Origin of the sequence: Nonomuraea sp. NPDC049309, from assembly GCF_043196965.1 — a bacterium.
Classification (GTDB): domain Bacteria; phylum Actinomycetota; class Actinomycetes; order Streptosporangiales; family Streptosporangiaceae; genus Nonomuraea; species Nonomuraea fastidiosa.
On record NZ_JBICSH010000008.1, the window covers coordinates 189,865 to 202,557 of the forward strand.

Sequence of the window (12,693 nt, forward strand, 5' to 3'; positions counted from 1 at the left end):
CTCGCTTCGTGCCGCTGTGACCGGCTTCCCGGGCTGCCGCCTTGGCCGGTGCTGTCGTCTCAGCCGGTGCTGCCGTCTTGGCCGGAGTCCGCGTCCGGCGCTTTCCCGCGCGGTCGGCGAGGTGGTCGCATGACCAGGGCACCGGGCGACGAGGACGACCTCGGCGACGTGATCCCGTTCCAGCCGGACGAGGACGAGCCCGAAAGCGCCGTCCGGCAGCCCTCCGGCGACTCAGCGGCGCCCGAAGCGCCTGCTGAGCTCGAGGGCGCGGCTGGAGCCGGCCAGGACGCGGCCGCTGAAGGGCCGGGCCCCGCTGAACGGCTGGGGCATGCGGAAGGGCTGGGGCCCGCTGAACGGCTGGGACCTGCGGAGGGGCTGGGGCCCGCGGAAGGGCTCGAGCCCGCGCCAAGCGGCGCTCCGGAGGCCCAGCAGCCCGCTGCCGAGACCACGCCCGCTTCCACCGCGCACCCCGTCCCCGAGCCGGAGCGCGCCTCTGCTCAAGCCGCTTCCGACGCATCGGCTGAGGGTGAAGAAGCCGGGCGTGAGGCCGAGGCGGAGCCTGGGCGGCGGCGGAAGAAGGCGTTGCGGAAGGCCGGGGTGCTGGCGGCCGGGCTGCTGGTGGGCGTGCTGGCGCTCGGGCTGGGCGCGATCACGGTGATCAAGCCGTACCTCAGCCCCGATGACTTCGAGGGGCCGGGCAGCGGCTCGGTGACGGTGCGGATCGCGCCGGGGTCGAGCGCGTACGCGATCGGCTCGGCGCTCGCCGAGGCCGGGGTGGTGGCGAGCGCGGAGTCGTTCGTACGGGCGGCGGAGAAGCGCGCGGTGACCGACCGGCTGCGACCGGGCCACTACCGCCTGCGCAAGGGCATGGCCGCGGTGGCCGCGCTCGACCTGCTGCTCAAGCCGGGCTCGCGGGTGGTGCGGCGGGTGACCGTGCCGGAGGGCCTGCGGGTGCAGGAGGTGTTCGACCGCCTGTCCAAGCTGGCCGGGCTGCCCATCGAGGAGCTGCGCAAGGTGGACCAGGCCCTCGTCGGCCTGCCCGAGTACGCGCGCGGGCTGGAGGGCTTCCTGTTCCCCGCCACGTACGAGATCGAGCCCGGCGACACGGCCGTGGACGTGCTGGCGGCGATGGTGGAGCGGTTCGCCGCCGCGGCCCGTCACGTGGGCCTGGAAGAGGGCGCGAAGCGGCTCAAGCTGACGCCGCTTGAGGTCGTCACGGTCGCCAGCATGATCCAGGCAGAGGGCGGCACGGACGAGGACTATCCGAAGATCGCTAGGGTGATCTACAACCGGCTGGCGAAAGGCACTCCGCTGGAGATCGACAGCACGGTGCTGTACGCGCTGAACCGGAGGACACTGAGAGTGACGGAGAGTGACACCAAGGTGGACTCTCCCTACAACACCTACCGGCATAAGGGGCTGCCCCCAGGGCCCATCGCCAACCCCGGCGAGAAGGCACTGTTGGCTGCCCTGAACCCGGCTGAAGGCGATTGGCACTGGTTTGTTACCACGGATCCCGCGCATAGAATCACCAAATTCACCAACAAAGAGAGCGAGTTCGTGAGATACCGGGAAGAGTTGAACAAGAACCTCGGGACGAGCTGATGTTCGATGGGACCCGACCTGTCCCGGCGCAAAAGCCCCCAAATGGGGCATGCGTCCTCTTTCCGTCCCCTAGCATGGCTACCCAGAGTGATCCCCGTCGGTCGTCCTGGTGCGTCCGGCGGCTACCCCCGTTTCGCTCGGTGATACCAGCCGGTCAGGCAGTTCCGCTTGACGCCTGGCGGGCAGTGCCGGGAGATTGGCCAGCGCATCTATGAACGATCTCGATCTCAACACTCTGCTCGGCCCCGAGGACGACGAAGGCCCGCCTCGGCGCCGTTCCCGGGGCGGCAGACGCGGTCGCCGCCGTCGCAGGCGGCGCAACCGCGGCGGCTTCCTCGCGCCGCTGCTGGCCTTCATCGTGCTGGTCGGCATCATCGGCGGCGGTGGCTACTACGGCTACCGGTGGATCAACGACGCGCTCGTACCCGATGACTACACCGGAGCCGGCACCGGCGAGGTGATCATCGAGATCAAGGACGGCCAGAGCGCCTCCGAGGTCGCGCAGGAGCTGGAGCGCAAGGGAGTCGTGGCCAGCGCGCGAGCGTTCACCAACGCCATCGCGAACGCGAACAAGAGCGGCTCGCTCCAGCCCGGCGAGTACAAGATGCGCAAGAAGATGGCCGCCGCCGAGGCCGTCAAGCTGCTCGACCACGACAAGCGGCTGCGCGCCACCTTCACCATCGCCGAGGGCCTGCGGCTGTCGCAGACGCTCTCCCAGCTCGCCGAGAAGACCGGCAGGCCGCTCAAGGAGTTCAAGGCCGCCGCCCAGGACACCGAGGCCCTCGACCTGCCGAAGTACGCCAAGGGCAAGCTGGAGGGCTACGCATTCCCGGCGACGTACGAGTACCAGCCCAACTCGACGCCGAAGCAGATCCTCGCGGCCATGGTGAAGCGGTTCAACCAGACGGCCGAGAAGCTCGACCTCGAGTCGGGCGCCAAGGAGCTCGGCTACACGCCGCACGAGATCATCACGATCGCGAGCATCGTGCAGGCCGAGGCGGGCCGCCAGGAGGACATGCCGAAGATCGCCCGCGTGATCTACAACCGGCTCTCGCGCAACCCGCCGATGCCCCTGTCGATGGACAGCACGGTCATGTACGCGCTGAACAAGTTCGGCACGTACGCCACCGGCGCCGACCTGGAGACCAAGTCCCGGTACAACACCTACAAGTACACGGGGCTGCCGCCGGGGCCCATCTCCAACCCCGGCGACCACGCCATCGAGGCGGCGCTCAACCCCGCCAAGGGGCAGTGGCTGTTCTTCGTGGCCACCGACCCCAAGAGCCAGGCAACCGAGTTCGCCGAGACCGAGGCCCAGCATCAGGCGCTGGTCGCCAAGTGCAAGGCGAACGGCGGCTGCGGCGGCTGACCACCCGGCCGTCCACTTCGCATGGGCGCCTGAAGGTCGCTTGCGGTCATCCGAAGGCGAGGCCGTCCACCGCCGGGCGTCCGCCCGCTGCGTCCCTGACGTGCGCGGGCAGGGCGCCCGGCCCTTCCGTGTGCGCCGGCGGGCCGCCCCGGACACGCCGGCGGTTGGAAGCGGCCTTCTGGGCGCTCGTGCGCTTCTCGGGACGCGTCGGCGCGCCCCCGAGGTCGCCCTCGCGTCGCTCAGCCGCTCCGCACGGCGCGGCTGCTCGAAGCGGTCCCCGGCGGGCAAGGTGCTGAAGCGGCGGTGCTCCGGGTGCGGCGTGCCGGACGTGCCACGGTCACCCGGCACCGTCCGGCGCTCCGGTGCGGTCTCACGCGGGCGGGACGGTGCCGGTGGCGCGCGGGTGAGCCGGTGCGGGAGGGCGTGGTGCCGCTCGGGAGCCGCGGGCGGCGGTAGGGTGCTGCCTGGTTGGAAAGGACGTGCGTGATGCGAGCTGCCGTGATGGGGTCGCCCATCGGCCATTCGCTCTCGCCCCACCTGCACCGGGCCGCCTACCGGGCGATGGGGCTCGACGGGTGGAGCTACGAGGCGTTCGAGTGTGACGAGGAACGGCTGCCGGGCCTGCTGGCCGAGCTGACCCCCGTACGCGGGCAAGGGGGCGACGACGAGCGCGCCTGGGCGGGGCTGTCGCTGACGATGCCGCTCAAGCGGGCGGTGCTGCCGCTGCTCGACACGGTCTCCGACCTGGCCGTCGAGGTCGGCGGGGCCAACACGGTGGTCTTCCGCGACGGGCGGCGCCACGGCGACAACACCGACGTCTACGGCATCGAGCGGGCGCTGGCCGAGGCCGGGGTGCCCGCGCCGCGCTCGGCGACCGTGCTGGGCGGCGGCGCGACGGCGGCCTCCGCGCTGGCGGCGCTGCGCGGCCTCGGGCTCTACTCGGCGACGCTGCTGGTCCGCGATCCCGCCAGGGCGGGGGAGACCGCCGCGGTGGCCGAGCGGCTCGGCGTGGCGCTGGCGGTGGAGACGTTCGCCAAGCTCGACGCGTGCATCGAGGTCGATCTGGTGATCTCCACGCTGCCGAGCGGCGCGGCCGACGCCTACGCGGGCCGGCTGGCGCGCGTGCCGGCCCTGTTCGACGTGGTGTACGCGCCGTGGCCGACCGCCGCGGCGACGGCCGTGCGGGACGCCGGCGGCATCGTGATCGGGGGCTTCGAGATGCTGCTGCACCAGGCGGTGCGGCAGGTGGAGCTGATGACCGGGATGTCCGATGTGCCGGTGGAGGCCATGCGTGCCGCGGGCGAGGCCGAGCTGCGCCGCCGCCAGGAGGCCGCCGCACGCGCGGACGGCCGGACGGGATGATTTGAGAACGCCCCGGCGTTGGGGTAGTGTAGCTCTCTGATCGGTCCGGCATGCCTTGCTGGACGCGCAAGCGGAGGTCTCCCTCCCACCTGAGTCGCCGCGAGGTGGCCGGGTCCAGGATCACGCCGGACTTCTCCGGGGAGCTCAAGGCCACGAAAGCCGAAGAGCTCAGTGGCCCCGCATGCGCGACGTGCGGGGCTTTTCGCGTTTTCGTGAAAAGCTCCGTAACGACGAGCACGTAGGGATCGCAAACCTAGGAGGCCCCATCAGCACTGAGCCCCGCATCAACGAGCGTATCCGAGTTCCCGAGGTTCGCCTCGTGGGCCCGAACGGCGAGCAGGTCGGCATCGTCTCCATTCATGACGCGCTGAAGCTCGCCCAGGAGGCCGACCTCGACCTCGTCGAGGTCGCGGCCACGGCTCGACCGCCCGTGTGCAAGCTCATGGACTACGGCAAGTTCAAGTACGAGTCCGCGATGAAGGCGCGCGAGGCGCGCAAGAATCAGGCGCACACGATCATCAAGGAGATCAAGCTCCGGCCGAAGATCGACCCGCACGACTACGAGACCAAGAAGGGTCACGTGGTGCGGTTCCTCAAGGCGGGAGACAAGGTCAAAGTCACGATCATGTTCCGCGGGCGTGAGCAGTCCCGGCCTGAGCTCGGCTTCCGGCTGCTGCAGCGGCTCGCGGAAGACGTCCAGGACCTGGGCTTCGTGGAGTCCCACGCCAAGCAGGACGGACGTAACATGATCATGGTGATCGGTCCGCACAAGAAGAAGGCCGAGGCCAAGGCCGAAAAGGCCGCCGCCAAGGCGCAACGTGGCAACGAGGGCCCTTCCGCACGGGAAGCGTGACCTCTGGTTCGGGTTAGCCTTACAAACACCCCAGCCAGCCACCGGTAGACCAAGACGCCGCGACCGGGCCGGAAAGCGCCGGCCCGGCCACCGGCACGACCGAAACGAGGAGAGACGGCGATCATGCCGAAGATGAAGACGCACAGCGGTGCGAAGAAGCGGTTCCGGCTCACCGGTTCCGGCAAGATCAAGCGTCGCCGTGCCAACCGCGCGCACTACAACGAGTGGAAGTCGTCCACGCTGACGCGCCGTCTCAAGAACGAGGTCGTCCTTTCCGACGCCGACACCAAGAAGATCAAGAAGCTGCTCGCCAAGTAGCGCGAACCCCCGGGGAGAAGAAACATGGCACGCGTGAAGCGGGCGCTCAACGCCAAGAAGAAGCGCAAGGTCGTTCTCGAAAGGGCGACCGGTTACCGTGGCCAGCGGTCTCGCCTCTACCGCAAGGCCAAGGAGCAGATGCTCCACTCGATGACGTACGCCTACCGGGACCGCAAGGACCGTAAGGGCGCGTTCCGTCGTCTGTGGATCCAGCGCATCAACGCCGCGGCCCGTCAGAACGGCATCACCTACAACCGTCTGATCCAGGGCCTGCGTCTGGCCAACATCGAGGTGGACCGCAAGATCCTCGCCGACCTCGCGGTCAACGACAGCCAGACCTTCGCCACGCTCGTCGAGGCCGCCAAGAAGGCGCTCCCGGCGAACGTGAACGCTCCGGCCGCGAGCTGAAGCGCTTGACCTGACCGAGGGGCCCACCGATGACGGTGGGCCCTTTGTTGCTGTCTGCACGCACTGCGGGTGAACCAGCGGGCTGCAGCGTCCGTACGACTTGGGGGAGACGATGGCCGGGTCCGAGCTGACCAACGTGAGATCGCCGCGGGTGAAGGCCGCCCGGCGGCTCACCAAGCGCGCCTTCCGCGAGCAGGACAGGAAGTTCCTGGCCGAAGGGCCGCAGGCGGTGCGCGAGGCGCTCAAGCTCGACGGCGTCACGCTGGAGCTGTTCAGCACCGCCGAGGCCGAGCTGCGCCACCCCGAGCTGATCACCGAGGCCACGCTCAAGGGCATTCCCGTGCACCGGGCCAGCGGCGAGGTCATGTCCGAGCTGTCGCAGACCGTGACCCCGCAGGGGCTGGTCGCCGTCTGCCGGCTCGTCCACGTGCCGCTCGACGAGGCGCTGGCGGGCGAGCCGCGGCTGGTGGCGCTGCTCGCGCACGTCCGCGACCCGGGCAACGCGGGGACCGTCATGCGGGCGGCCGACGCGGCGGGGGCGGACGCGGTGGTGTTCACCGACGCGTCGGTGGACCCGTACAACGGAAAATGCGTGCGCGCCAGCGTCGGAAGCCTTTTTCATCTCCCTGTCACGATCGGTGCACCGGTCAGGCCCGCCGTGCGTCAACTCAGGGAGCGGGGTTTGCGCGTGCTGGCGGCGGACGGCGCGGGCAAGCGTACGCTCGACGATGTCGATCTTTCTGGACCGACCGCGTGGATCTTCGGAAACGAGGCCTGGGGATTGCCTGAGGAGATACTCACCGAGGCGGACGATGTCGTGCGGGTGCCCATCTACGGACAGGCGGAAAGCCTGAACCTGGCCACCGCGGCGGCGGTATGCCTCTACTCCTCGGCCAGGGCTCAGCGGGTGCCCTAGGCGACGGGAAACCCGCTATTGTCGGCGTTGTAGGCGGAGGAGGCGAGGCGTGCACGGCGCAGACACCGACGGGCGAGTAGTCGCGGCCGCGTGCACGATAGCCATCGACGATCTCCCCGACGGCCTTATCGTGACCGACCGAAACGGATGCGTGCTGGCCGTCAACCGGGCGGCCACGCGGCTCACCGGCATCCCGGCAGAGCGCGCCGTCGGACGGCACATGAACGACGTTTTCCCGTTCCGCGACCACGACGGGCGCGACTGGTGGAAGGCCCTCGACCCCGAGGGCGGGCTGCGCACCCGCATCAGGGTGCCCGAGCGGCCGCTGCACCTGCCCGGCGGGCAGGAGCTCTACGTCGCGGCCCGGCTGGTCCGCGAGCCCGAGCGCGGCGGCGAGGTCGAGCGCGTCACGATCACCCTGCGCGACGGCGGCGCGCGCGCCCGGCTGGAGCGCAGCCGCGCCGACCTGGTCTCCACCGTCGCCCACGAGCTGCGCTCGCCGCTGACCAGCGTCAAGGGCTTCACGGCCACGCTGCTTGCGAAGTGGAGCCGCTTCACCGAAGAGCAGAAGCTCGTCATGCTGGAGACGGTCAACAACGACGCCGACCGCGTCACCCGGCTCATCACCGAGCTGCTCGACGTCTCCCGCATCGAGTCGGGCCGGCTCGAAGTGCGCCGCCAGATCGTCGACCTGCCCGCCAGGGCGCGCCGCCTCATCGCGGGCCGGGTCGCGGCCGGGGAGCCGGAGGACCGCTTCAGGCTGATCGTGGGCGACGACCTGCCCGAGATGTGGCTCGACCAGGACAAGATCGACCAGATTCTGGGTAACCTGGTGGAAAATGCGCTGCGTCACGGGCGCGGCACTGTGACAATCGAGATCGAGTCCATCGAATGGGGAGTGGCCGTGTCGGTGCGCGACGAGGGCGAGGGCATCGAGCCCGAGCTGGCTCCGCGCGTCTTCAGGCAGTTCTGGCGGGGCGGCAACAGCCGCCGCCGGGGCGGCACGGGTCTCGGCCTGTTCATCGTCAAGGGCCTGGTCGAGGCGCACGGCGGCACGATCACGGTGCAGCGCGCGCCCGAGGGCGGAGCTGAGTTCCGATTTACCTTGCCCACCGGCACCCCCGACTTCGCCGGCGTCTAGCCGTCGCGTTCGGGCCCGGTGGGCAGGCACCACTAGACTCTCTTCCGCTCAAGCCCTGGATACGGAGCTCACTCTTGTCTGACTACGATCCCGTCGAGGTGACACCGCTGCACGCCGACGAGGTGTCCCGGATGGAGGCCGACGCCATCGCGGCGATCAAGGCGGCCGGCGACCTCGACGAACTCAAGCAGGCCAGGCTGGCGCACGCGGGTGACCGCTCGCCCATCGCCCTGGCCAACCGCGAGATCGGCGCTCTGCCGCCCGCCGCCCGCGCCGAGGCCGGCCGGCGCGTCGGCGCCGCACGTAAGGCCATCAACGAAGCGCTCGCCGCCCGCCAGGCCGAGCTGGAGGCCGAGCGCGACGCCCGCGTCCTCATCGAGGAGACCGTCGACGTCACCCTGCCGTGGGACCGCCGCCCGCGCGGCGCCCGCCACCCGCTCACCACGCTGCAGGAGCGCATCGCCGACGCGTTCGTCTCCATGGGCTACGAAGTGGCCGAGGGGCCGGAGCTCGAAGGCGAGTGGTTCAACTTCGACGCGCTCAACATCGCCAAGGACCACCCGGCGCGCTCCGACCACGACACGTTCTTCGTCGGCTCCACCGACTCCGGCATGGTGCTGCGCACGCAGACCTCGCCCGTGCAGATCCGGGCGCTGCTCCAGCGCGAGCTGCCGGTCTACGTGATCTCGCCGGGCAAGACGTTCCGCACCGACGAACTCGACGCCACCCACACCCCGGTCTTCCACCAGACCGAGGGGCTGGCCGTCGACGAGGGCCTGACGATGGCCCATCTCAAGGGCACGCTCGACCGGTTCGCCGAGGTGATGTTCGGCAAGGGCATCACGACGCGGTTCCGGCCCAACTACTTCCCGTTCACCGAGCCGTCCGCCGAGATGGACCTCAAGTGCTTCGTCTGCCGGGGCGCCTCCGCGGTGCCCGGCAACCCGCCCTGCCGCACCTGCAAGTCGGAGGGCTGGATCGAATGGGGCGGCTGCGGCATGGTCAACCCGCGGGTGCTCGTCGCCTGCGGCGTCGACCCCTCCCGGTACTCCGGGTTCGCCTTCGGCATGGGCATCGAGCGGACGCTGATGTTCCGCCACAACGCCGAGGACATGCGTGACATGGTCGAGGGAGACGTGCGCTTCACGCTCCCGTTCGGAATGGAGATCTGATGAAGGTCCCGCTTTCCTGGCTGCGGGAGTATGTCGATCTCCCGGCGGTCACCGCCCACGAGGTGGCCGACAAGCTCACGGCCGCCGGGCTCAAGCTCGAGTCGATCACCTCGCACGGCCACGACGTCAAGAACGTCGTCGTCGGCGAGGTGCTGGAGATCGAGGAGCTGACCGGCTTCAAGAAGCCGATCAGGCACTGCAAGGTCGAGGTCGGCGAGGCGACGCCGCGCATGATCATCTGCGGCGCCACCAACTTCGCCGCGGGCGACCGGGTGCCGGTCGTGCTGCCCGGCGGCGTGCTGCCCGGCGGGTTCGAGGTCGGGGCGCGCAAGACGTACGGGCGCATGTCCGAGGGCATGATCTGCTCCGAGCGCGAGCTCGGCCTGGGCGACGACCACAGCGGCATCATGGTGCTGCCGGCCGACACCCCCATCGGCACCGACGTGGTCGAGCTGCTCGGGCTGCGCGACGACGTCATCGAGCTGGAGATCACCCCCGACATCGGCTACGCCCTGTCGATCCGCGGCGTGGCGCGCGAGGTCGCCACGGCGTTCGGGGTCGCCTTCCGCGACCCCGCCGGCGTCGAGCCGCCCGCCGAGACCGAGCCGTCGTGGCCGGCCTCCATCGCCGACCCGACCGCCTGCGACCGGTTCGTGCTGCGCGAGGTGCGCGGCTTCGACCCGCAGGCCAAGAGCCCGCTGTGGATGCGCGTACGCCTCCACCGCGCCGGCATGCGCCCGGTCTCGCTGGCCGTCGACATCACCAACTACCTGATGCTGGAGCTCGGCCAGCCGCTGCACGCGTTCGACCGGAGCAAGCTCAACGGCGAGATCGTGGTGCGCAGGGCCGCCCCGGGCGAGCGCCTGGAGACGCTCGACCACGTGGTGCGCGAGCTCGACCCCGACGACATCCTCATCACCGACCAGTCGGGGCCGATCTCCATCGCCGGCACCATGGGCGGCCTGGAGACCGAGATCTCCGACACCTCGACCGACATCGTCATCGAGGCCGCCCACTTCTCCGCCACCGGCATCTCCCGCGCCTCGCGGCGGCACGGGCTGGTCTCCGAGGCGTCCAAGCGGTTCGAGCGCGGCGTCGACCGCGAGCTGCCGCTCATCGCCTCATGGCGGGCCGTGCAGATGCTGGCCGAGCTGGGCGGTGCCACCGTGCAGCCCGGCGTCACCCACGCCGACGTCGAGGTGACGCCCGCCCGCATCGCGATCCCGGCCGACTACCCCGGCCGGGTGGCCGGCGTGACCTACTCCAAGGAGACCGTGGTCGAGCGGCTGCGCCAGGTCGGCTGCGTCGTCACCGACGGCGCCGACCCGGCCGTGCGGCAGGGCGGCGTCGACCCGACCGGCGTGGTCACCGGCGGCGAGCTGGCGGCCAAGCTGGCCGTCACCGGCGACGACATGATCACGGTGACCCCGCCGTCCTGGCGGCCCGACCTCACCGACCCCAACGACCTGGCCGAAGAGGTCATCCGGCTGGAGGGCTACGAGAACCTCCCGTCGGTGCTGCCCTCCGCCCCGGCCGGCGCCGGGCTCACCGAGGGCCAGCGACTGCGCAGGCGGGTCGGCAGGACGCTCGCCGAGGCCGGCTACGTCGAGGTGCTCAGCTACCCGTTCATCGGCCCCGCCGACTTCGACCGCATGCAGCTGCCCGCCGAAGACCCGCGCCGCCGCGCCGTCCGGCTGGCCAACCCGCTGTCGGAGGACGAGCCGCTGATGCGGACGACGCTGCTGCCGGGGCTGCTGAAGACCCTCGTACGCAACGTCGGCCGCGGCTTCACCGACGTCGCGCTGTTCGAGTCGGGCGCCGTCTACCGGCCCCGCGAGGGCGCGCCCGAGGTCGCTCCGGTGCTCGGCGTCGAGCGGCGGCCCACCGCCGACGAGCTCGCCACCATCGAGTCGGCGCTGCCCGACCAGCCGCTGCGGGTCGCGGTGGTGCTGGCCGGCGAGTTCGAGCGGTCCGGCTGGTGGGGGCGCGGGCGGCAGGCCTCGTGGGCCGACGCCGTCCAGGCCGCCCGGCTGGTCGCCGAGGAGGCGCGGCTCGAGCTGTCCATCAGCGCCGACCAGCACGAGCCGTGGCACCCCGGCCGGTGCGCCGCGCTCTACGTGGGGGACACGCTGGTGGGGCACGCCGGTGAGCTGCACCCGCGGGTCATCGAGGCGTACGGGCTGCCGCCCCGCACCTCGGCCATGGAGATCGAGCTGACCCGGCTGGAGGCCGCCATGCCGGGGCCGGTCCAGACGCCCTCCGTGTCGGCCTACCCGGTCGCCACCCAGGACGTCGCGCTGATCGTGCCCGACTTCACGCCGGTCGCCGACGTCGAGGCGGCGCTGCGCGACGGCGCGGGCGAGCTGCTGGAGTCGATCCGGCTGTTCGACGTGTACGTCGGCGAGCAGGTGGGCGAGGGTAACAAGTCGCTCGCCTACACGATGCGCTTCCGCGCGCCCGACCGCACGCTGACCGTGGAGGAGACCACGGCCGCCAGGGACGCCGCGGTCGCCATGGCCGCCGACCGCGTGGGCGCCCAGCTGCGCGGCTGAGCCGTTCGCCCGGGGCCGGAGCTTCGCCGCTCCGGCCCCGGTGCGTGCGCTCAGATGCGGTCGATCGCGGCGAGGTCGGCGTCGAGGTCGAAGGGAGCGGTCACCTTCAGCCGGTCGCGGTGCACGCCCATGCGGGCGTAGGAACGCAGCGCCGGGTCGAGCTCGTAGACGTACACGATCGGCTTGCCGGAGTTCTCCTCCACCCGCCAGAAGTGCGGGATGCCGGCCTGCGCGTAGAGCTGTGGCTTGCGCTCGCGGTCACGCGTGACGGACTCGGGGGAGACCACCTCGACGGCGAGCACGACGTCCTTCGCGTCGTAGTAGGTTTCCGCGCCGCCCCGCACTGCCTCCTCCGTGACGACGCAGAGGTCCGGCTCGGGCCGCTGGTCCTTGGCGAGGACCCCACGCTCATCTCGCGGCGGACCCGAACGCCGGCGGGCGCGGCCCGACGCAGCTCGGCCTCGAGGAGCGACACGGCCCGCATGTGGAAGGAGGTCTGGGGGCTCGCGAAGACCAAGCTTCCATCAATCAACTCTGTGTGCGCGGGCAATTCCGGAATGTGATCGAGAGCTTCTGCGGAGAAGCCTTGCGGTGGCGGAAAGACCCAGTCGGGGAGCGAGGAAGGCGTCATCACAGCGATCACCGCTTCGGCAGTCATGGTCCACCGCTACCAACCTAGTGTGATCGAGCCAGGTGAAAAGCGTGACACGGTCGAGGAGCCCGAGAGGAACGGAGATGGCGGAGCTGCTGGTGTTCGCCGAGCGTGAGGACGCCGAGGAGGTGGCCGAGACGCTGGGGGAGTGGTTTCCCGAGCTGGGGGTGCCGCGGGTGGTGCGGGAGACCCTGGCGGGGGAGGACGACGCCGAGGACGCGCAGTGGGTGGTCGTGGCCGAGGGACTGGACGAGGCGGCGCTGGCCAAGGTGGACGAGCTGGTCGAGCGGTACGACGGGTGGCGTGAGGCGGGCTGAGCGACCCCGTCGGCCCGACTCGGCCGCA

Annotated in this window: 12 protein-coding genes; 11 read left to right on the plus strand and 1 reads right to left on the minus strand. The window is 70.9% G+C overall.

The window, feature by feature from the left end; translation table 11 throughout:
* The first annotated feature begins 129 nt into the window (after nucleotides 1-129).
* The 10 genes from mltG (ACGFIM_RS36770) (at nucleotide 130) to ACGFIM_RS36815 (ending at nucleotide 11,696) form a co-directional block, all read left to right on the plus strand.
* The gene (gene mltG, locus ACGFIM_RS36770; RefSeq protein WP_393210588.1) at nucleotides 130-1,605 is read left to right on the plus strand and encodes an endolytic transglycosylase MltG; all 1,476 of its coding nucleotides are present in this window, start codon (nucleotides 130-132) and stop codon (nucleotides 1,603-1,605) included.
* A gap of 211 nt (nucleotides 1,606-1,816) precedes the next feature.
* On the plus strand, nucleotides 1,817-2,974 hold the full coding sequence (gene mltG / locus ACGFIM_RS36775) for an endolytic transglycosylase MltG (protein WP_393210591.1): 1,158 nt from the start codon (nucleotides 1,817-1,819) through the stop codon (nucleotides 2,972-2,974).
* 486 nt (nucleotides 2,975-3,460) lie between these two features.
* On the plus strand, nucleotides 3,461-4,336 hold the full coding sequence (locus ACGFIM_RS36780) for a shikimate dehydrogenase (RefSeq protein ID WP_393210594.1): 876 nt from the start codon (nucleotides 3,461-3,463) through the stop codon (nucleotides 4,334-4,336).
* 265 nt (nucleotides 4,337-4,601) lie between these two features.
* The gene (gene infC, locus ACGFIM_RS36785) at nucleotides 4,602-5,189 is read left to right on the plus strand and encodes a translation initiation factor IF-3 (RefSeq protein ID WP_393210764.1); all 588 of its coding nucleotides are present in this window, start codon (nucleotides 4,602-4,604) and stop codon (nucleotides 5,187-5,189) included.
* Between the two features lie 123 nt (nucleotides 5,190-5,312).
* On the plus strand, nucleotides 5,313-5,507 hold the full coding sequence (rpmI, locus tag ACGFIM_RS36790) for a 50S ribosomal protein L35 (RefSeq protein ID WP_026215152.1): 195 nt from the start codon (nucleotides 5,313-5,315) through the stop codon (nucleotides 5,505-5,507).
* Nucleotides 5,508-5,531: 24 nt separating this feature from the next.
* Nucleotides 5,532-5,915: a 50S ribosomal protein L20 gene (rplT, locus tag ACGFIM_RS36795; RefSeq protein ID WP_393210597.1), complete on the plus strand. Its 384-nt coding sequence runs from the start codon at nucleotides 5,532-5,534 to the stop codon at nucleotides 5,913-5,915.
* Nucleotides 5,916-6,027: 112 nt separating this feature from the next.
* Nucleotides 6,028-6,831, plus strand: a complete 804-nt coding sequence (locus ACGFIM_RS36800) for a TrmH family RNA methyltransferase (protein WP_393210600.1) — start codon at nucleotides 6,028-6,030, stop codon at nucleotides 6,829-6,831.
* 49 nt (nucleotides 6,832-6,880) lie between these two features.
* Entirely contained in the window at nucleotides 6,881-7,972 is a 1,092-nt protein-coding gene (locus tag ACGFIM_RS36805; protein ID WP_393210602.1) for an ATP-binding protein, read from the plus strand.
* Nucleotides 7,973-8,103: 131 nt separating this feature from the next.
* Nucleotides 8,104-9,144 (plus strand): phenylalanine--tRNA ligase subunit alpha, encoded by a 1,041-nt coding sequence (pheS, locus tag ACGFIM_RS36810; RefSeq protein WP_364070425.1) that lies wholly within the window; start codon nucleotides 8,104-8,106, stop codon nucleotides 9,142-9,144.
* Nucleotides 9,144-11,696: a phenylalanine--tRNA ligase subunit beta gene (locus tag ACGFIM_RS36815; protein WP_393210605.1), complete on the plus strand. Its 2,553-nt coding sequence runs from the start codon at nucleotides 9,144-9,146 to the stop codon at nucleotides 11,694-11,696. Before pheS ends, ACGFIM_RS36815 begins: the two co-directional genes overlap by 1 nt.
* A 50-nt stretch (nucleotides 11,697-11,746) precedes the next feature.
* Here ACGFIM_RS36815 and ACGFIM_RS36820 read toward each other — a convergent pair whose 3' ends face one another.
* Nucleotides 11,747-12,040 (minus strand): Uma2 family endonuclease, encoded by a 294-nt coding sequence (locus tag ACGFIM_RS36820; protein ID WP_393210608.1) that lies wholly within the window; start codon nucleotides 12,038-12,040, stop codon nucleotides 11,747-11,749.
* Between the two features lie 391 nt (nucleotides 12,041-12,431).
* Between ACGFIM_RS36820 and ACGFIM_RS36825 the strand changes: the two genes are divergently transcribed.
* Nucleotides 12,432-12,665: a hypothetical protein gene (locus ACGFIM_RS36825; RefSeq protein WP_364070387.1), complete on the plus strand. Its 234-nt coding sequence runs from the start codon at nucleotides 12,432-12,434 to the stop codon at nucleotides 12,663-12,665.
* Nucleotides 12,666-12,693 lie beyond the last annotated feature (28 nt).

What these genes read in the sequence shown, in the direction of transcription:
- mltG (WP_393210588.1), top strand. Translation starts at nt 130, where the DNA reads ATGACCAGGGCACCGGGCGACGAGGACGACCTCGGCGACGTGATCCCG.
- mltG (WP_393210591.1), top strand. Translation starts at nt 1,817, where the DNA reads ATGAACGATCTCGATCTCAACACTCTGCTCGGCCCCGAGGACGACGAA.
- ACGFIM_RS36780 (WP_393210594.1), top strand. Translation starts at nt 3,461, where the DNA reads ATGCGAGCTGCCGTGATGGGGTCGCCCATCGGCCATTCGCTCTCGCCC.
- rpmI (WP_026215152.1), top strand. Translation starts at nt 5,313, where the DNA reads ATGCCGAAGATGAAGACGCACAGCGGTGCGAAGAAGCGGTTCCGGCTC.
- rplT (WP_393210597.1), top strand. Translation starts at nt 5,532, where the DNA reads ATGGCACGCGTGAAGCGGGCGCTCAACGCCAAGAAGAAGCGCAAGGTC.
- ACGFIM_RS36800 (WP_393210600.1), top strand. Translation starts at nt 6,028, where the DNA reads ATGGCCGGGTCCGAGCTGACCAACGTGAGATCGCCGCGGGTGAAGGCC.
- pheS (WP_364070425.1), top strand. Translation starts at nt 8,104, where the DNA reads ATGGAGGCCGACGCCATCGCGGCGATCAAGGCGGCCGGCGACCTCGAC.
- ACGFIM_RS36815 (WP_393210605.1), top strand. Translation starts at nt 9,144, where the DNA reads ATGAAGGTCCCGCTTTCCTGGCTGCGGGAGTATGTCGATCTCCCGGCG.
- ACGFIM_RS36825 (WP_364070387.1), top strand. Translation starts at nt 12,432, where the DNA reads ATGGCGGAGCTGCTGGTGTTCGCCGAGCGTGAGGACGCCGAGGAGGTG.